Source organism: Legionella sp. PATHC039, assembly GCF_026191275.1.
Taxonomy (GTDB): domain Bacteria; phylum Pseudomonadota; class Gammaproteobacteria; order Legionellales; family Legionellaceae; genus Legionella; species Legionella pneumophila.
The window spans coordinates 114,546-136,971 of the sequence record NZ_JAPHOP010000002.1; the positions used below are offsets into that span (position 1 = coordinate 114,546).

The window sequence follows — 22,426 nt, forward strand, 5'->3', positions numbered from 1 at the left end:
ACTGTCTGTCAAAGCAGAGAACACTTTGTTTTGACTTATCCATACCAAAGAGTCTATATTGTAATTATTTCCCTTTAAAATCAAGGATAGAAATCATCATGAAACAAAGTCATTGGATGGTTTTGGCGTGTTGTTTTATTCTTACTGCATGCATGAGCAGTGGCACGAGCAGTAAGAATACTAAGAGTCTGGAAGAACATGTCGCTCAAGGCCATGTTGGTCATGGTGGCGGTGGTGGTCGCTAACACTAAAATCTTTTACTCAATCCTAAAGGTTAACATGAGCGCTCACTCTATTAAATAAGAACTATTTGGGCACTAAAAATTGGGATAAAATGATGCGCACCACATCATAATGGATGGCGAATGCAAAGGATGGCTGTTATGGCAGAACAGTGGCACGAAAAATCACCTGCAGATATGGCATTGTTGTTTGAAACTGACTTATCTTTAGGACTATCTGAGAAAGAAGCACAACAGCGGTTAAAAGAAGTGGGACTCAACCTGCTGAGTCAACAGAAAAAAACGTCTCCTTTCCTCATTTTTTTGCAACAATTTGCAAGTGTGGTCACCTGGGTGCTTTTAGGTGCTGTTGTTGTGTCTTTTTTGTTGGATGAAAAAGCCGATGCCATTGCCATTTTGGCCATTGTCATTTTAAATGCCATCATTGGATTTGTTTTAGAATATCGTGCCGATCGCGCCATGCTTGCTCTTCAACAAATGGCCGCTCCTAAAGCCACCGTGTTGCGAGATGGCCGCGTGAGGGTGATAGCTGCTTCTGATATCGTACCAGGAGATATTCTTCTATTTGAAAGCGGTGATTTAATCGCTTCCGATGCTCGCCTTTTTGAATTATCAGCGCTTAAAGTCAATGAAGCACCACTCACCGGAGAATCGATACCAGTCGCTAAAAACCTAGAGATTTGTGCTAAAGAAACGCCTCTAGCCGATCGTAAAAACATGGTGTTTATGGGCACCTCTATAGCCGATGGCACAGGTCGCGCGCTTGTCGTGGCGACTGGTATGCAAACGGAAATGGGGCACATTGCCAAAATGCTGGGTGAAGCGTCTCGTGATGAAACGCCTTTGCAGAAAAAACTCAATCAAGTGGGTTCTCGTCTATTGTGGCTTTGCTTTTTCATTATCATTGCCATTTTTGGCTTAGGTCTCTTACGTAACATCCCTATCTTCAGTTTGTTCATGAGTTCAGTCAGTCTTGCAGTGGCTGCAATTCCTGAAGGATTACCTGCTGTAGTCACAGTGGCTTTAGCGCTTGGCGTGCAGCGTATGGTACGGCGTGCCGTACTGGTAAGGCGATTATCGGCGGTTGAAACACTCGGCTGTTTACAAGTCATTTGCACCGATAAAACAGGAACGTTGACGGTAGGGGAAATGACGGCGCGTAAGCTTGTGACAGCAAGTGATGTTTATAGCATTCAGGGAGAGGGTTATAACCTGACAGGGGGATTTTCACTACAAGGCCAGGAAATTAATGTGTCTGATGACACGTTGTTGCAAGCTACCTTACGAGCAATGACAGTTTGTAATAACGCAGAATTTAGCGAGCAAAATGGACAGACGACAACCGTGGGAGACCCAACTGAAGTGGCTCTTTTGGTTGCTGCAGCCAAAGGAGGCGTTTGGCAAGGGGAACTGCGATCCTCTTATCCTCGCATCAAAGAGTTACCCTTTAGTTCCGAACGCAAACGCATGACGGTTGTGTGTCGACAAGACCATCAAAACATCGCTTTTGTTAAGGGAGCACCCGAACTCATTTTGGAGCGCTGCACCTATATTTTGACCAAAACAGGCATTAAAAAATTAACACCTAATGATAAAGCGCGCATGAAACAATCCTGCGAACTCATGGCCAGCGAAGCATTAAGACTGTTAGCTTTTGCTGAGCGTCAAATAGAGCCTATAGCTTTAGAAAAAGAAGAGGAAGAGATTGAACATAACCTGGTTTTCTTAGGTCTTATTGGTCTTCAGGACCCCCCTCATGCGAGTAGCAAGGAATCCATCAGTCGCTGTAAAAAGGCTGGCATTAAACCAGTGATGATTACAGGAGACCATCCTGATACAGCAAAAGCCATTGCCAAAGAGCTTGGCATTTTGGAGGCAGGGGATCGATTGCTCACTGGCAACGAACTTGAAAACATGTCAGAGGAGGAGTTTAACCATTGCGTCAAAGACATTGCTGTTTATGCTCGTGTGACTGCGGAGCATAAATTAAAAATCGTACGGGCCTGGAAAAAACAACAAATGGTGGTGGCGATGACAGGCGATGGGGTGAATGATGCACCTGCTTTAAAAGAAGCATCTGTGGGGATTGCGATGGGAAAAACAGGCACTGCAGTTACCAAGGAAGCCTCTGACATCATTGTCATGGACAATAATTTCACCTCGATTGTGGCGGGCATTGAAGAAGGCCGGACTATTTACGATAACATTGCCAAAACACTTGGCTTTTTATTAGCAGGCAATAGTGGGGAGTTACTGGTTGTGTTTGTAGCCCTTTTAATTGGTTGGCCATTGCCGTTGCTTCCTATCCAATTATTATGGATTAACTTAGTAACCGATGGTTTACCGGCCATTGGCTTAGCTACCGATATGTCAGAGCCAGGGATTTTGAATCGTCCCCCCAGAGCCACGCAAAAATCCATGATGGATATGGCGTTTTTCAAACGAGTAACCTTTGTGGGTTGTTTAACGGCTTTAGTCACTCTTGGTGTGTTTGCTTATGAATATTTAATCGATAAGGATTTAGTCCAAGCCCAGGATGCGGCGTTTTCTGTCTTAGTAACCGCCGAACTTTTACGGGCCTTTGGAGCACGAAGCGACACGAAGAACATCTGGCAAGTAGGATTGTTTTCCAATTTAAGACTCTTTTTTATTGTGAGCATCAGTTTTTCCCTGCAGGTCTTGATTCATCATATCCCGGCGCTGCGCGAATTATTTGGCATTGAACCGGTCTCACTCACTCAGTGCGTTGTTTGGATTCTATTAGGCATGGTGCCTTTGTTAGTGATAGAAGCTCAGAAGCGGCTAAGGAAGGCACCAAATGAAGCATTTTAGTGTTAAAAAAATGATTTGGACTATTCTCTTAGGTTTTTCATGTTTTACAGGACCAGTATCTTATGCCAAGATACCGCCTGCTTTATCGCAGCTAATCAATGAGGCCACGCAAAACAATCCTCAAATTCGTGCGGCACGCGACCGACTGCTGGCAGCAATCCATGTGATTCCACAAGCGCGTGCGTTACCTGATCCCAAGTTGAATGCAGGGTACATCAACATGTCTGAGAATATCCCTATGGATGTGGATCCAAGGCGAGAGCAAATGTTGGGTGGCCAACAAGAAATTCCTTTTCCTGGTAAACTCATTGTGCGAGGAAGGATAGCAACGCTAGAGGCCAAAAGAGCGGAAGCAGAATATCAAGCCACTAGTTTCGCCGTTATTGCTGAATTAAAACGGCTTTATTACGACCTTTATTTTGTCAATAAATCCATTGAAATCGTACAAAGAAACCAAGAGCTTCTTCATGAAATGGAAAAGAGTTCCGAAGCCAATTACAGTGTGGGGAAAACACCACAACAAGATATTTATCGTGCCCAAACTGAGATTTCTCGTCTGCTGATGCGTTTAGTCATCTTAAAGCAACAACGGGGATCCCTGCAGGCGGGTATCAATCGCCTTTTAAATCGTTCTTTAGAAATTACAATCCATACACCAGCAGTGCTCCCTGTAACGCCAATGTGTCATAATTTAGAGTATTTTTATACGCTCGTTAAGAGCCGAGCGCCGCAATTAATCATGCAGCAACGTGCTGTTCAAAAAGGACGGCAAGCCATCCGCTTAAGTAAAATGGAGTATTTCCCGGATGTGGAAATCGAAGGGGGACGACTTCATGATACGGGAATGCACACCAAAGGCTATCAAGTCTTGTTAAAAGCAACCGTGCCTCTTTATTTCATGCAAAAGCAAAATCATGCCGTGCGCGAATCACTTGCGCGGTATAATGCGGATATTGAGGATTTGCAGACCACCTATCGTATGCTTTCTTTTCAAGTGAAAAATGCTTATTTGTTGGCAGAGCGCTCTGCAAAACTCATTCATCTGATTCAACATACCATCATTCCACAAGCCAGCTTAACATTTACTTCATCGCAAGCCACCTACGGCGTGGGCAAAGTGGATTTCTTAACGATGCTGAATAATTTATTGACGCTGCAAGAAAATGAATTGGAATGGCACGGTGAACTCGCTGAACATGAAAAAGCGATAGCACAAATCGAAGAAAGCACAGGGACGTTCTTATGAATTTTAAGATGATAATCAAGGGTGTGGTTATCTTGAGTTTACTTTCGTTGTTGCAGGTAACTCAGGCGCAACAGGCCATGGATAATCATGACAAGATGGACATGAAACAGTCCACTCAAGGAAATGAGATTGTGATTGATCCGGCTCGTTTACAAGCCATTGGCATTACGTCAGAGCCGGTGCGTCGCCAAGTGGTTGAAAAAATAATCCGTACCGTGGGGCGTGTTGAAGCCGATGAGCGGCGTGTTGCCCATATTCATGTGCGCTTTGATGGGTGGATTGAGAACTTATTCATTAATTTTACTGGAGAAAAAGTCAAAGCAGACCAAGCTCTTTTCACCGTTTACAGTCCTGAATTGGTCGCCACCCAGCAAGAATATTTGCTCGCCCTTAATGCCCAAAAAATATTAAGCAAAAATACGACATCGAGTGCGGCTCGTGGTGCGCAGTCTGCTTTTCAAGCAGCCCACCAAAGGTTGTTGCTGTGGGGGATTTCCGAAAAAGACATTGAGCAATTAAGACGTACGGGCAAAATCACTCGGACGATGACGATTCATTCCCCCATCCAAGGTACGGTGCTTAAAAAAATGGCGCTGGTGGGCATGCGCATTGAGCCAGGAGATGAACTCTATACCATTGCTGATTTATCACGCTTGTGGGTTTTAGGGGACATTTACGAATATGAGCTTCCTTATATTCGTCTTGGTCAAATGGCTGATTTGACCCTTACCTACTTGCCCAATGAATTATTTAAGGCCAAGCTTGATTTTATCTACCCTACGATTGACATGAAAACACGTACAGCCAAGGTTCGCTTTGAAGTGGACAACCAGAAGGAGCAATTAAAACCGGGCATGTATGTGAATCTGGAACTCAAAGTACCTTTGGGTGAACGTCTTGTGGTCCCTAAAAATGCTGTTCTACTCACAGGTGAGCGCGCAGTGGTGTTTATTTACCATGGTAATGGCAAAATTGAATGGCGGGACGTGACCTTAGGGGTTAGGGCAGGGGATTTGCTTGAGATAATCAAAGGGGTTAAAGAGGGCGATCAAATTATTACGTCTGCCAATTTCCTCATTGACTCAGAGAGCCAGTTGAAAGCGGCCATGGGAGGCATGCAACATCAATAGATTTTCTTTCTGAACCGCTATAATGGGAAAGAAGCTCTAATAAAGAGGCGTGATTTGGCCTTGGAATAAAGGGATTTTATGGTCGAACGGATTATTGAATTTTGTGCACGCAACCGGTTTATTGTGTTGCTTTTTGTGCTCGGGTTTTCTTTCATGGGCTACATTGCCTTGAAGAATACCCGTATGGACGCATTGCCTGACATTTCAGACACTCAAGTCATTGTGTATACGACCTGGATGGGGCGCTCGCCCGATCTGATGGAAGATCAAGTCACTTATCCCATTGTAACCGCCCTCTTATCTGCACCAAAGGTTGTTGCTGTGCGGGGATTTTCTGATTTTGGCTTTTCTTATGTCTACATCATTTTTGAGGATGGCACGGATATTTATTGGGCGCGCTCTCGGGTCTTGGAGTACATGAGTCAGCTGGCTGGAAAATTACCTGAAGGAGTGACTCCTCAATTGGGGCCTGATGCGACACCGGTGGGTTGGATTTATCAATACGCCTTGGTGGATGACAATGGCAAGCATAACCTGGCTGAGTTACGCACATTTCAGGATTGGTATTTGCGCTATTGGTTAAGAGCGGTTCCTGGGGTGTCTGAAGTAGCCAGTGTGGGAGGTTTTGTCAAGCAATACCAAGTCAATTTGGATCCAGTCAAAGTCCTTGCCTACAACCTATCGGTTCCTGAGATTGTTGAAAAAATTCGCATGAGTAATAATGACACCGGCGGACGGGTCATTGAGTTTTCGGGTGTGGAGTACATGATTCGTGGCCGCGGGTACATTAAGTCGACCGAGGATATTGAAAAAATTGCCGTGGGCACTAATGCCAATGGCACACCAATTTTATTACGTGATGTGGCAACTGTTCAGCTTGGCTCTGACATGCGCCGTGGGGTTGTCGATTTAAATGGCCAAGGCGAAGCCGTGGGCGGTATTGTCATCATGCGCTTTGGTGAAGACGTGCTGCAAGTAATTGGCCGCATCAAGGATAAATTGAAAGAATTAGCTTCCGCCATCCCGGAAGGGATAAAAATGGTTCCTGTGTATGACCGAAGTAACTTAATCCGGGAAGCGATTTCCACGGCCAATTGGAACTTGATTGAAGAACTGGTGGTGGTTGGGTTACTCATTATTGTGTTTTTAGGTCATTTTCGCTCGGCATTGATTCCTATTATTACTTTGCCGCTGGCAATTTTGATTTCGTTTATCCCCATTTATTTCTTACATGTTGGACTTAATATCATGTCCATCGGGGGCATTATTGTCGCCATCGGCGATATGGTCGATGCGGCCATCATCATGGTCGATAATGCCCATAAGCGCTTGGCGGATTGGGAAGCGAAAGGAAGTCCGGGCGATCGTACCCAAGTCTTGATTGATTCGGCAAAAGAAGTGGGGCCTGCGATTTTTTCATCCCTTTTGGTCATTGCCATCTCCTTCATGCCCGTTTTTACCTTGGAAGCTCAAGAAGGGCGGCTGTTTTCGCCCTTGGCTTATACTAAGAATTTGGCCATTTTCATGAGCGCTTTACTTGCCATCACCTTAATTCCTGTCCTATTGCCTCTTTTGGTGCGTGGTCGAATCATCCCTGAACAAAAACATCCGATTACTCGCTTGATGCAAACAATGTACGCGCCCGTGTTGAGGCTTGCTTTGAAATATCGTCAATTCGTGGTGGGAATTGCCATTGTATTGGCTCTTGCCACCATTCCTCTTTATAAACTCATTGGCTCTGAATTCATGCCCCCTCTTTATGAAGGGACGATTTTGTATATGCCGGTTACTTTACCAGGTATTTCAGTCACTCAAGCGACGGGTTTACTTCAGGAAATGGATAAGAAATTAAAAGCATTTCCTGAAGTGGCGCACGTTTTTGGCAAGACGGGAAGAGCCGAAACGTCCACCGACCCTTCTCCATTTAATATGATGGAAGTGATTGTGGAGTTAAAGCCTAAAGAATTTTGGCGCAAAGGAATGACTTATGAAAGCCTGGTTGCCGAAATGGATGAAGCGTTGCAATTTCCAGGTGTGAGTAACGCTTGGACCATGCCCATTAAAGCACGCAATGACATGCTCACCACAGGCATCCGAACGGCTGTAGGGATTAAAGTTTTTGGTCCTGACATTAAAAAGATTGAAGCCATTGGTAAAGAAATTGAAATGGTGGCCAAAGAAGTGAAGGGCACCAGTACGGTCTATGCAGAGCGGGTGGCTGGAGGTTACTTCCTTGATTTTCAAATTAATCGGGACCAGTTGGCTCGCTATGGCTTAACCATTATGGACGTCAATCGCATCATTGAATCCGCTGTAGGTGGTGAAAACATTGCTACCACGATTGAGGGGCGTGAGCGCTACCCAGTGAATGTGCGTTATTTGCGAGAATTGCGTGATGACCCCGACAAACTCAATCGTATTTTAGTCAAAACACCCAGTGGTGCGGAGGTACCCGTTGCGCAATTGGTGACTTTAACCTTTCGTTCAGGACCTGCCATGGTTCGCGATGAGAATGGCATGTTAGCAGGTTACGTCTTCATTGACATCAGTGGCCGAGACATTGGTGGCTATGTGGAGGAATTAAAGCAAGTGGTCAACGCCAAAGTGAAATTGCCTCCAGGCTATACGCTTGCTTGGTCGGGACAATATGAGTTCATGCAACGGGTCTATGAGCGACTTAAAATTTTTGTGCCACTGACCTTGGCCATCATTTTTGTCTTATTTTACTTTACTTTCCGCACCATTACCGAGACCTTGATGGTGATGCTTGGCGTACCCTTCGCTTTATTTGGCGGCTTTTTGCTGCTTTATATATTAGGGTACAACATGAGTATTGCCGTTTGGGTGGGGATGATTGCGCTTGCTGGTGTTGCGGCTGAAACCAGTGCCGTGATGCTCGCTTACCTTGATTCTGATTACAATGAACAAAAGGAAAAAGGGTTGCTCAAAACATTGCCCGATTTAATTCAGCTGGTACAACTTTGTGCGGTCTCCCGCATTCGTCCCATGGCCATGGCGGGTCTTGCTAACATCATTGGCCTATTACCGGTGATGTGGGCTACAGGCATTGGGGCTGATGTGATGAAGCGTCTTGCAGCACCCATGGTCGGTGGGGTTTTTTCTGCCCTTTTATTGACTTTAATTGTGATTCCTGTGGTTTATGTGATGTGGCGTTGGCAAGTGGATTTGAAAAAAACAGCAGACTTAACGGAGGCAAGATGAAATTAACTTTTTTAGGAGCAACTGAGACGGTTACTGGTTCTAAATATCTTTTGACCATTGGTTCTAAAAAAATCCTGATTGATTGCGGTCTTTTTCAAGGCTACAAAGAATTACGATTACGTAACTGGGCGCCCTTGCCAATTGATCCCCATGATATTGATGCGGTGATTATCACTCATGCGCATATTGACCATTCAGGCTATCTTCCCTTGCTCGTCAAAAACGGATTCCAAGGCAAAATTTATACAACACCGGGTACCAAAGCACTGTGTTCCATTTTGTTACCCGACAGTGGTCATCTGCAGGAAGAAGAAGCACGCTTGGCCAATAAGTATGGATTCTCCAAACACCAACCTGCTCTTCCTCTTTATACTGAAAAAGAAGCTCGGACAGCATTGCAGTATTTTGAAACCATTGATTTTGATACCCCGCATCAATTATTCCATGATTTCAGTTTTGAGTATCATCGTGCCGGTCACATTGTGGGTGCGGCCATGGTCAAAATAAAAACCCAAAAGGGTTCCATTGTGTTTACTGGAGACATTGGCCGTCCTTATGATCCCGTTATGAAAGCCCCTGCCTTCATTCAAGAAACGGATTATCTGGTGATGGAGTCCACCTATGGTGACCGATTGCATGATGCCACAGATCCCTTACCCCAAATGGCTCAGGTGATTAATCAAACCGTTAAACGAGGGGGCTCAGTCATTATTCCTGCGTTTGCAGTAGGGCGTGCGCAAAGTCTTCTTTATTTTATTTATGAACTGAAACGACAAGGGCAAATTCCCAAAGACCTTCCTGTCTTTTTAGACAGCCCCATGGCCATTGATGCCACTCATTTACTCTGCGCTTATAAAGAAGACCACCATTTAACTGCAGAACAATGTCGTGGACTATGCCATGTTGCCACCTATGTGAACACACCTGAGGAGTCCAAGGAGATTGACCGTCATCACATGCCGCAAATCATCATAGCGGCCAGCGGCATGGCGCAAGGCGGCCGCATTCTGCATCATTTAAAAGCCTTTGCGCCTAATCCTAAAAATACTCTACTTTTTACTGGCTTTCAGGCAGGTGGCACTCGTGGTGCTCGAATTGTGAATGGGGAGAAGCAAGTCAAAATTCACGGGAGTTTTATTCCGATACAAGCTAAGGTCGTAGTCATGAGCAGTACATCGGCTCATGCCGACTACCTGGAATTGTTAGAATGGCTAACTCATTTGACTAATCCGCCTAAAAAGGTTTTTATCACCCATGGGGAGCCTCACAGCGCCCAATCGCTAAAACAGAAGATTGAGAAGCAATTAGGTTTTTCTTGCACCATTCCTTCTTATCTGCAAACGGAGGAATTGTGGTGAGTAAGAAAACCTCTCATGGGCTTCGGTTAAAACATTTAGGGATTAAAACTTATCACGAAGCTATTATTTACATGCGCGAGGATTGTCATGTTTGTCATTCGGAAGGATTCGAAGTACAGACGCGTATCCAAGTGACTTTAGGTCAGCACTCTATGATAGCCACTCTTAATGTGGTGACCTCAGAGCTACTTCAGCCTGGTGAGGCTGGTTTGTCGGATTACGCCTGGGAGTCTTTACATGCCAAAGAAGGCGATGAAATTCAGGTCTCCCATCCAAAACCCTTGGAATCCTTAAGCTATGTGCATACCAAGATTTATGGCAAAGAACTGTCTTATGAACAAATGAAGATCATCATTGATGATGTGTTAAGCGGTCGTCTTTCTGATGTACAAATCTCCGCTTTTTTAGCGGCAAGTAGTGCAGGACGTCTAACCCGTACGGAAATCATGAAACTCACCAAAGCCATGATAGACAGTGGTGATCGCTTATCCTGGTCTTCACCTCTGGTCGTCGATAAACATTGCGTGGGAGGATTGCCGGGAAATCGCACAACTCTGATTGTAGTTCCCATTGTGGCCGCTTTTGGATTGATGATTCCAAAAACATCATCGCGTGCCATTACATCACCCGCGGGGACTGCGGATACCATGGAGACTTTAGCTCCAGTCCACTTAAGTCCCCAAAAGATGCGCCAAGTGGTTGAACAAGAAAACGGCTGTATCGTATGGGGTGGGGCTGTGAGTTTAAGTCCTGCTGATGACGTGCTCATCCGTGTGGAACGAGCCATTGATTTAGATAGTGAAGGGCAATTAGTGGCTTCCATTCTTTCTAAAAAAATTGCAACAGGGGCCACACACGCGGTTATTGATATCCCCGTAGGACCTACTGCCAAAGTGAGGAATCAGTCTATGGCGCTCCTTCTGAAACAATTGCTTGAGGAGGTAGGTAACGAGTTAGGGCTTGTTGTCCATACTTTATTTACGGATGGGACGCAGCCGGTAGGCCATGGCATTGGCCCGTCGTTAGAAGCTCGCGATGTATTGGCAGTATTACAAGGGTTGCCTGATGCGCCCAATGATTTGCGTGAACGAGCGTTGACGCTTGCAGGTGCTGCGTTAGAGTGTTCTTCGAAAGTACCAACGGGTTTAGGTAAATCCATTGCGACGCAATTATTGGATAGTGGACAAGCGTTTAAGAAATTTCAGGCCATTTGTGAGGCTCAGGGTGGGATGAGGGAATTGACCAAGGCACGTTTTACTTATCCTGTTGTGGCTGCAAAGGCAGGAAAAGTCTCCCTCATTGACAATCGAAAGCTTGCAAAAATAGCTAAGCTTGCTGGTGCGCCTAAATCGAAATCGGCGGGTATTGACCTCCATTCCCATGTCGGCGAATCCGTTGAAAAAGGCGAACCTTTGTTTACAATTCATTCGGAGTCTTCAGGGGAGCTCCATTACGCCTGTGATTTACTTCGCGATAAACAAGACATCATTATTTTAGGAGAAAATTCTTGAAGCCTCTGTTATGTTCATTATTTGATTCTTCAGAAATTGCCGGACAATTACAAAAGACACTTCAAGTGGAAGTGGGTAAGGTCACATTCCACCGTTTTCCTGATACAGAATGGTACTTAAAAATTGATTCAGAGGTTAAAAGTCGCAGCATTATGGTAGTGGACAGTTTAAACCAGCCGGATGAAAAAATACTGCCTTTGTTGTTTTTTGCCAAAACGGCTAAAGAGTTGGGGGCTAAAAAAATCGGTTTGATTGCTCCTTATCTTTCCTACCTACGGCAAGATAAACGTTTTCACGAAGGAGAAGGAATTACTTCACGTTATTTTGCGGACATTTTATCGACTTCATTCGATTGGCTCATGACGATTGATCCGCACTTGCATCGCTATCACTCTTTAGATGAAATCTACTCAATTCCCACTTTTGTTTTGCATGCCACATCGATGATTGCCACATGGATTAAACATCATGTTCCTAAGCCAATTCTTATTGGTCCTGATATGGAAAGTGAGCAGTGGGTTGCCGATATTGCAGAAAAAGGTCGTTTTCCTTATGCGATTTTGGAAAAGATTCGGCATGGTGATAAAGAGGTGACTATTTCAGTACCCTATATTCCTGAGCTCGAATCTTCGACACTCGTGCTCGTCGATGACATCATTTCCACCGCCAGAACCATGGTAGAGACGGTGAAGCATTTACAACAAGCAGGGAGCAAGTCCATCGTTTGTATTGGTGTGCATGCGCTGTTTGCAGAAGACGCTTATTCTCTATTATCTGCGATGAAAGGGGTGCAAGTCATCACGTGTAATACCATTCATCATGTCACCAATGCGATCGATGTGAGTGGTTTGGCTGTGGACGTTTTAGTCCAAAACAAACTGGCCGCTTTAAAAAGTAAGCGTAAATGAGTTGATTATTAACAAGGAGTATCCATGTTGAAAGCCTTTAGAATGATTGCAGTGCTTATTGGGTTAATCGGAGGACCATTCTTTTTGAGTTCCTGCGATGGAGCAGTGAAGCATGGCTCCCAAGAGGTCGATGGCGGCTATGGAGGACACAGCGCGGGTGGGCATGGTGGTCATGGCGGTGCTGGGCATTAAGCCCATTCGCTGCATTGGTAAATCAAGCCAAAGCATACTCACACTTAACAGGTAGGGCAAACCATGAAACACGACCACCATCAAGGACATACCCATTCTGGTAAAGGACATGCTTGTCCTCACGAACATAATTCTCCCAAGACTCAGCAAGCCTCTTCCAAAATGGAGGGGCCTATTGTTTATACGTGTCCCATGCACCCAGAAATTCGCCAATCTGCCCCTGGTCATTGTCCTCTTTGTGGTATGGCTTTAGAACCGGAAACGGTGACGGTTTCGGAGGTTGTGAGCCCTGAATATCTTGATATGAGACGTCGATTTTGGATTGCATTGATGTTAACTATACCTGTTGTGATATTGGAGATGGGTGGACATGGTTTGAAGCATTTTATTTCTGGTAATGGTTCCAGTTGGATCCAATTGCTTCTTGCCACGCCAGTGGTGTTATGGGGAGGTTGGCCTTTTTTCAAGCGCGGTTGGCAGTCTCTAAAAACAGGCCAACTCAATATGTTTACCTTGATTGCCATGGGTATTGGTGTGGCGTGGATTTACAGTATGGTGGCTGTCCTTTGGCCAGGTGTATTTCCCCATGCGTTTCGAAGTCAAGAAGGAGTAGTTGCTGTTTATTTTGAAGCGGCAGCAGTGATTACTACGCTTGTCTTGTTGGGGCAAGTGCTGGAACTAAAAGCTCGAGAACAAACGGGTAGTGCCATCCGTGCCTTGTTAAAATTGGTCCCTGAAAGTGCACACCGAATTAAGGAAGATGGCAGTGAAGAGGAAGTGTCCCTGGATAACGTTGCCGTTGGTGATTTGTTGCGTGTTCGGCCTGGTGAAAAAATACCAGTGGATGGTGAAGTGCAAGAAGGCCGAAGCTTTGTCGATGAATCCATGGTGACGGGTGAGCCCATTCCAGTTGCTAAAGAGGCCAGCGCTAAAGTTATTGGTGCTACGATTAATCAGACGGGTAGCTTTGTCATGAAAGCGCTGCATGTGGGCAGTGATACCATGCTTGCACGCATTGTGCAGATGGTGAGTGATGCCCAACGAAGCCGTGCGCCGATTCAGCGACTAGCCGATACCGTCTCAGGATGGTTTGTGCCCGCTGTGATTTTGGTTGCGGTGCTGTCTTTTATTGTGTGGGCACTGTTGGGTCCGCAACCAGCGCTTAGCTATGGTTTGATAACTGCTGTGTCAGTACTCATCATCGCTTGCCCTTGTGCGTTAGGTTTAGCAACGCCCATGTCCATTATGGTCGGTGTTGGAAAAGGAGCACAAAGCGGGGTATTGATTAAAAATGCCGAAGCGTTGGAACGAATGGAGAAGGTCAATACCCTGGTGGTCGATAAAACGGGCACGCTTACTGAAGGTCACCCTAAATTGACACGCATTGTGACCGATGATTTCGTGGAGGATAATGCTTTAGCATTAGCTGCGGCACTTGAGCATCAAAGTGAACATCCGCTGGCCAATGCTATTGTGCATGCTGCAAAAGAAAAAGGATTGTCCCTTGGAACAGTCGAAGCGTTTGAAGCGCCCACTGGAAAAGGGGTTGTAGGTCAGGTAGACGGCCATCATGTTGCTATTGGTAACGCCAGATTAATGCAAGAGCATGGAAGCGATAATGCCCCTCTTTTTGAAAAGGCTGATGAACTTCGTGGTAAAGGCGCCTCAGTCATGTTTATGGCGGTTGATGGTAAAACAGTAGCTCTCTTGGTGGTTGAAGACCCTATTAAATCGAGTACTCCAGAGACCATCCTCGAACTTCAGCAAAGTGGCATTGAAATTGTCATGCTCACCGGAGATAGCAAAAAAACAGCAGAAGCGGTGGCAGGGACCCTCGGCATTAAAAAGGTGGTAGCTGAAATCATGCCTGAAGACAAGAGTCGCATCGTGAGTGAATTAAAAGACAAAGGTCTTATTGTTGCCATGGCAGGAGATGGGGTGAATGATGCCCCAGCGCTTGCCAAAGCTGATATTGGTATTGCCATGGGAACAGGCACTGATGTGGCCATCGAAAGTGCTGGGGTCACCTTGTTGCATGGAGATTTGCGTGGTATCGCCAAAGCGCGACGTTTGTCAGAAAATACCATGAGCAACATTCGCCAAAATCTTTTCTTCGCATTTATTTATAATGTACTGGGTGTGCCTTTGGCTGCTGGGGTTTTGTACCCCCTAACCGGCTTGCTCTTAAGTCCTATGATTGCAGCAGCGGCGATGGCGCTTTCTTCAGTGTCAGTGATTATCAATGCGCTGAGACTAAAGAGAGTGACACTATGAAAAAAGGATGGTCAGATGAGCTTAAGATGTGATTAGTCTTTATTGTATTGGCTAAACAAAAATCATCACGATCACTTCATTGAAGAAAAATCAAGTCTATACTAAAAAAATAGTTCAGACTGTATTTAAGGCAAAATCATGGTTATCCCAGTTGTTATGATAGTGTTTGGTATTGTCTTTCTTGCTAAAGGAGCTTATTTAATCAATGGATTAGTGCAACAAGGGAATCACTATCGGCGACTAAGGTTTGTTTCTCTTTCTTTTATTGGCATTTTTATCCTCAGTTATATAGCCAGCATTTTTTATGGTTTATTGGTCGATCCTCATTGCCTTAATTATTTTTATGGCAGTGTATTTTTGTTAGCAGCGACTTATACTTATTTTTCGTGTCATTTGGTGACTAAGACCATTCAAAAAGCGGAATTAATGGCTGATTTTAAAAGTCGCTACGAACTATTAAGGCAGCATGCTCAGTATGATTCGCTAACTGGCTGTCATAACAGAGAGACCCTTTTTGAGGTTTTGAACACAAGGCTCCAACAAATTAAGATGCATGGAGGATGGGTTATCGTTCTTTTTATTGATATGGATAAATTTAAGACGGTCAATGACCGTTATGGTCATGATGCGGGAGATAACACGTTACAAACATTTGGGCAACTCCTAACGCAGCGATTGCGAAAGGATGATATCGTGGCTCGTTATGGTGGGGATGAGTTTATTGCCGTGATGGAAAACATCTCTATCGATGAGGCGAAAAAGATTGCTGAAAATCTTATCACTGTGACGAGACAATCGTTCAAAGAAGGTATTTTATCGGAGCTTAATCTAGGTTGCTCTATTGGCATCACTCAGATGAATCCTCACTCGGCCTCAGTGAATACCGTCATCAAAGAAGCGGATTTGGCGTGCTACGCGGCAAAACAAAGAAAAATCAATGGCTCGGTTTGTGTCTATAGTCCAATGCTTGCAACAACAAACCATCTCATCGACACGAGTATCCATCCAATCGCTGACTAGAAAAAGAGAATGCATAAAACAGTCATCTTACTGCAGAAGCAGGTACGACATCATCTATTATTTTACAACCCATTGTTTAATGGCATTGGGTGGGAGATACTAGAAAATAAAAATAATAAAAAGAAGGGATTAATTTATGACTCATTATCTGATGAAACGCACCCTCCTGGTGATAATTCCCGCCTTTCTGGTGGGTTGTTCCTATAATGCCAAGTTAACCCCTGAAGGAGAAAAAGTAACCATTCTCCAGTCAGGTCAGCTCTCAAAAGGCTGTACTTTTTTAGGGGAAGTCAGAGCCTACGATCGCAATGGCATGAGCCAATCCTATCAATCACACGAGCATTTGATCAAGGACGAACGAAATATCCTAAGAAATGAAGCGGCGTTATTAGGTGCTAATACGGTTTTGGTGAGTCAACATCAGCAAACTTATGAAGGCAATCCCAAAAATGATTTCGTGGCAGACCATTGGATGGTAGGTCGAGCCTACCGATGCAAGATAAAACAATAGATAGACCTCTTTGAGCCATTGTTTATGGAATATCATCGTGCTTGGCGGTTTTCTTATAGGGTCGTTCTTCTGTTGCTGTATGCCTCTTTGGCAACAGCGGGGAAGGCATGGACTCTTCAGGAAATAACTCAAATGGCTTTTGCAAACAACAAGGATTTAAAAGCCGCTCGTTATAATGTGGCTATTGCCAAGGCCCGTTTGCTACAAGCTGGCCTTTGGCCCAATCCAAGCCTCAACCTCTCCAACAACGACGATCGCTTATTTAATGATGAAGGGGAATATTCACGAAGTGCTGGGTTTAATCAAGCATTCCCTATTTCTGGGCGTATTGCAAAGCAAAAGACAGTGGCGCGTTTAGATGTATTGAAAGCCATGGCAGAAATCAGGGAAGCAGAGCGCCAATTAAGCGCCAAAGTAGCAAATGCATTTTATGCCGCGATGATTACTGAGCGTCGCACGCAACAGGTGAATTACTTATTACGGATAAACCAAGAGCTTGTTGATGTGATTCATAACCGTTATCACGCGGCTGAAATTTCAAAGCTGGATGAGAATGCGGCACGCATTGAGTATCTGCGTATCGGGCAAGAAAAGCACCTGTTGCATAGTCTTCGTATTAGCCAATATGCGCTACTGAATCAATTGATGGGGCGAGAAGCCAATTCACCCTTATCCCTTAAGATGGATTTTATCGCTGAGAGAATGCTCCTTAAATTACCCCGCTTAAAAGCCTTAGCGCTTAAAAATCGTCCAGACCGTCAATCCATCGCATTATCGATTGAACGCGCCAATGCCGATCGCCGTTTGGCCAAAGCCGAGCGTTTTGCTGATTGGACGGTAGGGCTTGGGGTACAACAAGATAAAATTGTGGTCGAAGAGGGCCCACCTCAACCTGCCGATAGGACTTTGGGTGTGACTCTTTCCGTGCCTCTTCCTCTGTTTAATCGTAATCAGGGGCGAATTTTAGAAGCAAGTCACACAGGGACTCAGGCAATAATGGCTTTGCGTGCTTTGAATTTAAGTATTGAGACGGAAGTAACCAGTAACTATGGGCAATTAAAAGCGCTGCAAATGAGTCTTAGGGAAACGCAACAGGTTTCTCTGAAATTAGCGGTTGAGAATGTCACACTGGCTCGTGACTCTTATGAGAATGGACAAATTTCTTTTTTGAATGTGCTGCAAGTACAAAAACAACAAAATGATTTACAAACGACTTATCTCAACACGTTAGAAAAGTATTTGCAAGTGTATGTGGCTTTATGTACAGCTATTGGTCCTGGTAAAACCAATGGGTTTTGCCCTTATTTAGCGTATCAAAGGAATGGGGATAGTAAATGAGATGGCAACAGCGCATGAGAAGGATGGCATTAATTAGTCTGTTTCTTAGTCTACTCTTTCCTATTCAAGGGTGCTTTGCCCATGGAGAAGAAATTGAAGTGAGTGAGGGAGGAGCTAAAGGCCCAGTTCATTTAACACCCCAGCAAACCAAGATGCTTGACATCAAGGTAGTGGAAGCAACCAATCGTCCTATGGCGCAAATGCTTGGTTTAAATGGCCAAATTCAATTGTTACCTGATGCGCAAGCGGATGTTAGCATTCGGATTAGCGGAAGTGTGACGGCCATTGATGTGAATTTAGGAGATAATGTCAAGGCAGGACAACGCTTAGCCACAGTGCAATCAAGATTAGTGGGTAATCCTCCACCAAGTGTTGCGGTCACGGCACCCATTGCGGGCATCATTGATGCCAGGAACATTAACTTAGGTCAAGCCGTTGAACCGAACACCGTTCTTTTTCACATCAGCAATCGCGACAAACTGTTAGTCATCGCTCAAGTGTATGAAGAAGATTTAGATAAGATTAAGGTAGGGCAAGAAGTGAATGTTCATGCCCTAAGTTACCCCAAGCGAACTTTTCCAGGCCAAGTGACTTTAATTGAACCCAATCTTGACTCCTTAACCCGTACCGTGAATGTGCGCATCACCTTGGATAATGAAGAGAAACTCCTAAAGCCCGGAATGTTTGTACGCGCCAACGTCATTTTAGCGCGTAATGAAGCAGCACTTGCCGTACCCAATGCGGCCGTGTTGCAGGCAGATAACGAGTCGTTTGTTTTTGTGCAAAATAAGGATATTTATGATCGCGTCGTTGTTCAAATGGGTGCCGTGGATGATGAGTATTCAGAAATTAAAGACGGGCTAGTTCCTGGCGACCTTGTTGTGACGCAAGGACATCGTGAGCTTTATACTTTGTGGTTGAGTGGGGGTAGTAAGCCTCATTCAGGCCAAGAGGAGCCTCACTAAATGTTTACGCACTTAATTGCCTGGTCGTTACATAATCGCCCCTTGATTTTGGCCTTAACGATTATTCTTTGTTTGCTGGGTGGTTATACTTTAAAACAAATGCCAGTAGATGTGTTTCCCGAATTTGCCCCACCGCAAGTGGTGGTGCAAACGCAAGCGCCTGGCATGGCCACGCAAGATGTAGAAACTTTAATTACTTATCCTTTGGAAAGTGCGATTAATGGCACGCCAGGGGTGGTTAGTGTGCGCTCTAAAACGTCTGTGGGACTGTCCACCATCACGGTGGTGTTTGACGACCAAACTGACATTTATCGTAATCGCCAGTTAGTTAATGAACGCATTCAACAAGTAGTCAATCGCCTCCCTCCTGGCGTTGAGTCACCCATCATGTTACCGGTTACGTCTGCCGTGGGGTGGTTGGTCAAATATGCGTTGGTGAGCCGCACCGAAAGTCCTGAAACCTTGCGCACTATTTCGGATTGGACGATTCGTCCCAGGATTCTAGCATTAGGTGGCGTAGCTTCTGTAGTTTCCCTGGGTGGTGAGGTCAAGCAATACCAGGTGCGCCTCATTCCTGAGCGTATGCTCGCTTATCGAATCTCGGTGGAAGACGTGCGACAAGCGCTGACATCGGCGAATCAAAACGTACCCGGTGCCTTTGTTCACCAGGCAGGAACCGAATTCGTAGTGAGTACCCTTGGGCGGATTAAGACGCTTAAAGACATCAAAAAAACATTGATTGTGGTTCGTAATGGGGTACCTATTACCATGAATAATGTGGCAAATGTTGCTTTTGGTGGAGAAATTAAGCGAGGTGATGGAGCTTATAATACCCAAAATGCGGTGATTGGGACAATTTCTAAAGCCTATGGGGCTGATACGGTCACGACCACAGAGAAAGTCGAAAAAGCACTTGCGGAAATTAAAAAGTCCTTGCCTCACGATGTGACCTTAATGACTAATGTGTTTCGCCAAACCAGCTTTATTGAATCTGCCATTCACAATTTAACTCGGGCTTTGCTTGAAGGGGCTGTGATTGTTATTGCGGTTCTTTTTGTTTTTTTGATGAATTGGCGCGCTTCGTTTATTACGTTCCTTTCGATGCCCGTTTCGTTCGTAGTGGGTATTCTAGTGCTTCATTATTTTGGTATTGGCATCAATTCCATGACCTTAGGTGGTATGGCCATTGCCATTGGAGAAGTAGTCGATGACGGCATCATTACGGTGGAAAACGTGGTGCACCGTTTACGGATTAATCGTCAGGAAGCCCATCCTTTACCCACCATACAAGTAGTTTTTGATGCGGTGCTTGAAATTCGAAGTTCAGTGGTTTATGCCACGATTATCATTAGTTTGGTTTTTTTACCCATCTTCTTTTTATCGGGGATTGCTGAGCATATTTTTAGCCCCTTAGCCATTGCCTACATTGCCTCGGTATTGGGCTCTCTCGTGGTCTCCATCACTATGGTTCCTGCTTTGTGTTACTGGTTACTGGTGTGTGGTCAAGAAAAACAGCAAGATGTTGAAGTGAGTCTGCACGCTTTATCGAATAAGGAACGGCATTATGCCGTAGAAAAGGAAGGTAACCATCAGGCGGAGTCCGAAACTCGCTTTGTCTTGTGGCTTAAAAAGCATTTTTTAACAGCACTCCAATGGTCTATTGCCCACTGCAAAATGGTTCTTGCGTTTGCATTATCGGCTTTTGTCTTTGCACTGGCGTTACTTCCTTTTTTTGGCACGTCTTTTTTACCGGAGTTTCATGAAGGCAACTTTATTGTCGTGATGAGTACCTTGCCGGGAACCTCCCTTAATGAATCCATGCGTTTAGGTCAACAAGTACAAAAAGCATTGCTTCGCTATCCGCAAGTGATTTCCATTGCGCAGCGGGCAGGGCGCAGTGAGCTTGATGAAGATGCGCTACCACCCAACATCAGTGAATTTGATGTGCTTCTTAACTTTGATAAAGACAAGTCCATGAGACCTGATGAATTGCTGCGTCGCATTCGTGCGGATTTGGCGAATATTCCTGGAGCCGTATTTAACGTGGGGCAATTCATTGCTCATCGTATGGATGAAGTGCTTTCTGGGGTACGCGCTCAAGTGGCCGTTAAGATTTTTGGGGATAATTTATCCACACTCAATGAACTAGGACAATCGATGGAGACCCTGTTAAAATCAGTACCAGGGGTGGTGGATGTGAATAAGGAACAACAGATTAAAGTCCCTCAATTGGTGATTCAACTCGATCGCGAAAAAGCAGCGCGCTATGGAGTCAATGTGGGGCAGATTTCGGAAGACGTGCAAGTGCTTCTGAATGGCGTGAGTGTTTCCAGCGTTTTAGAGGGGCAACGCACGTTTGATTTGTATCTTCGAATGGATAAACCAGGGCGTGACAGCGTCAAGAACATTCAAAACATGCTGATTGATGCTCATGGCGTGGGGCAAAATACCATTACGCAAATCCCATTGCGGGCTGTGGCTGAGATTGCATTGGAACCGCAACCTTTTGCAATTAATCGTGAGAACGTGCAACGGTTGCTGGTGATTTCTTTTAATGTGGAGGGGCGGGATTTAGGTAGCGTGATTGCTGAAGTGCAACAAGAAGTGCAGGAAAAAATCAAACTACCCACTGGTTATTTTATTCAATACGGCGGCCAATTTGAAAGCCAGCAACAAGCCTCCAGAGTGATTTTGGTTTTTGGTGGCTTGGTGATTTTTGTGATGCTGATTTTGCTGCATAAAGCGTTTGGGACGTTTCGAGAGGCTTTATTGGTGATGTTTAATTTGCCCTTGGCACTTATTGGTGGGGTCATTTCATTGTTTGTGGTGAGTGGCGAGATGAGTGTGGCCGCCATGATTGGGTTTATTACGCTGTTTGGAATTGCGGCGAGAAATGGCATTATTTTGGTGAGCCACTATAATCAATTACGATTGCAGGGAAAAACTCGGGAGCAGGTGGTCATTGATGGCACCATGGACCGCTTGGTGCCCGTATTAATGACAGCTGCTACAGCGGCACTGGGCTTGATTCCTTTGTTGTGGGGTTCGCCTGCCGGAAAGGAACTTGAACGACCTTTGGCCCAAGTGCTTTTAGGTGGGTTATTGACTTCTACGGTTCTCAATATGTTGGTAGTACCTACGGTGTATAACGCCATTGAAGTATGGCGAAAAAAACGGATGCAATTCAATGAAACAGAACAAGGAGAAATAACATGAAGCACATTACTTTGAAACAAAAAAACCACTTCTGGTTGGGGCTTATAGCCAGTGTTTTGATGGTTTTCGGGAGCTCCCAGGTTTTTGCTAATCCAACTGAATCTATTCCTAAAACCGTCCCAGCCATTTGGGAAGCAATAGACAAGCATTCTGCATCCATTAATCAAATATTAGGCGGGGATGATTTAACGTCCATACACGAGCATGCGTTTGCCATTCGTGATTTAGCCAATGCATTACCTGCTTTAAGCAAGGATTTATCAGAGGAGCAGAAAAAGACACTGCAACAAAATCTAAGCTATGTTGGTCAATTGGCGACTCGTCTTGATAAAACAGGAGATGCCAATGATAAAGAAGGGACGCAAGCCAACTGGCAAAAATTGCAAAAAGTGTTAGCACAGCTGCGTGCGCTGTATACTCCCAATGCCCCTAATTAATCAAGGAATGAGTCATGAGGGGTG

General features: G+C 45.0%; 16 protein-coding genes. All 16 read left to right on the forward strand.

Annotated features, from left to right (window positions below; all coding sequences use genetic code 11):
* The first annotated feature begins 98 nt into the window (after positions 1 to 98).
* A complete protein-coding gene (locus tag OQI99_RS15845) occupies positions 99 to 245 on the forward strand; it encodes a hypothetical protein (RefSeq protein ID WP_021460531.1) in 147 nt (48 codons plus the stop codon).
* A gap of 138 nt (positions 246 to 383) precedes the next feature.
* Positions 384 to 3,074 (forward strand): cation-translocating P-type ATPase, encoded by a 2,691-nt coding sequence (locus OQI99_RS15850; protein ID WP_165482334.1) that lies wholly within the window; start codon positions 384 to 386, stop codon positions 3,072 to 3,074.
* A complete protein-coding gene (locus tag OQI99_RS15855; RefSeq protein ID WP_021460529.1) occupies positions 3,061 to 4,320 on the forward strand; it encodes a TolC family protein in 1,260 nt (419 codons plus the stop codon). The genes OQI99_RS15850 and OQI99_RS15855 overlap by 14 nt, the downstream gene beginning before the upstream one ends.
* Positions 4,317 to 5,450, forward strand: coding sequence for an efflux RND transporter periplasmic adaptor subunit (locus OQI99_RS15860; RefSeq protein WP_021460528.1), 1,134 nt, complete (start codon positions 4,317 to 4,319; stop codon positions 5,448 to 5,450). Before OQI99_RS15855 ends, OQI99_RS15860 begins: the two co-directional genes overlap by 4 nt.
* A gap of 78 nt (positions 5,451 to 5,528) precedes the next feature.
* On the forward strand, positions 5,529 to 8,672 hold the full coding sequence (locus OQI99_RS15865; protein ID WP_131795769.1) for an efflux RND transporter permease subunit: 3,144 nt from the start codon (positions 5,529 to 5,531) through the stop codon (positions 8,670 to 8,672).
* Entirely contained in the window at positions 8,669 to 10,030 is a 1,362-nt protein-coding gene (locus OQI99_RS15870) for an MBL fold metallo-hydrolase RNA specificity domain-containing protein (RefSeq protein WP_021460526.1), read from the forward strand. The genes OQI99_RS15865 and OQI99_RS15870 overlap by 4 nt, the downstream gene beginning before the upstream one ends.
* A complete protein-coding gene (locus OQI99_RS15875) occupies positions 10,027 to 11,541 on the forward strand; it encodes a thymidine phosphorylase family protein (protein ID WP_025519943.1) in 1,515 nt (504 codons plus the stop codon). Before OQI99_RS15870 ends, OQI99_RS15875 begins: the two co-directional genes overlap by 4 nt.
* Complete coding sequence (locus OQI99_RS15880; RefSeq protein ID WP_021460732.1) at positions 11,538 to 12,449, forward strand: ribose-phosphate pyrophosphokinase; 912 nt, start codon at positions 11,538 to 11,540, stop codon at positions 12,447 to 12,449. The genes OQI99_RS15875 and OQI99_RS15880 overlap by 4 nt, the downstream gene beginning before the upstream one ends.
* Positions 12,450 to 12,473: 24 nt before the next feature.
* Positions 12,474 to 12,641 carry a hypothetical protein gene (locus OQI99_RS15885; RefSeq protein ID WP_015961484.1) on the forward strand — a complete coding sequence of 56 codons (168 nt, stop codon included), beginning with the start codon at positions 12,474 to 12,476 and terminating at the stop codon, positions 12,639 to 12,641.
* 63 nt (positions 12,642 to 12,704) lie between these two features.
* Positions 12,705 to 14,915: a copper-transporting P-type ATPase gene (locus OQI99_RS15890; protein WP_058393167.1), complete on the forward strand. Its 2,211-nt coding sequence runs from the start codon at positions 12,705 to 12,707 to the stop codon at positions 14,913 to 14,915.
* Between the two features lie 138 nt (positions 14,916 to 15,053).
* Positions 15,054 to 15,935 (forward strand): GGDEF domain-containing protein, encoded by an 882-nt coding sequence (locus tag OQI99_RS15895; RefSeq protein WP_025519938.1) that lies wholly within the window; start codon positions 15,054 to 15,056, stop codon positions 15,933 to 15,935.
* A gap of 136 nt (positions 15,936 to 16,071) precedes the next feature.
* A complete protein-coding gene (locus OQI99_RS15900; RefSeq protein ID WP_021436947.1) occupies positions 16,072 to 16,446 on the forward strand; it encodes a DUF4156 domain-containing protein in 375 nt (124 codons plus the stop codon).
* Positions 16,447 to 16,470: 24 nt separating this feature from the next.
* Entirely contained in the window at positions 16,471 to 17,784 is a 1,314-nt protein-coding gene (locus OQI99_RS15905) for a TolC family protein (RefSeq protein WP_265678177.1), read from the forward strand.
* On the forward strand, positions 17,781 to 18,749 hold the full coding sequence (locus tag OQI99_RS15910; protein WP_015961479.1) for an efflux RND transporter periplasmic adaptor subunit: 969 nt from the start codon (positions 17,781 to 17,783) through the stop codon (positions 18,747 to 18,749). The genes OQI99_RS15905 and OQI99_RS15910 overlap by 4 nt, the downstream gene beginning before the upstream one ends.
* Positions 18,750 to 21,965 carry an efflux RND transporter permease subunit gene (locus OQI99_RS15915; RefSeq protein WP_058393166.1) on the forward strand — a complete coding sequence of 1,072 codons (3,216 nt, stop codon included), beginning with the start codon at positions 18,750 to 18,752 and terminating at the stop codon, positions 21,963 to 21,965.
* Entirely contained in the window at positions 21,962 to 22,402 is a 441-nt protein-coding gene (locus OQI99_RS15920) for a hypothetical protein (protein ID WP_021460701.1), read from the forward strand. Before OQI99_RS15915 ends, OQI99_RS15920 begins: the two co-directional genes overlap by 4 nt.
* The last annotated feature ends 24 nt before the right edge of the window (positions 22,403 to 22,426 follow it).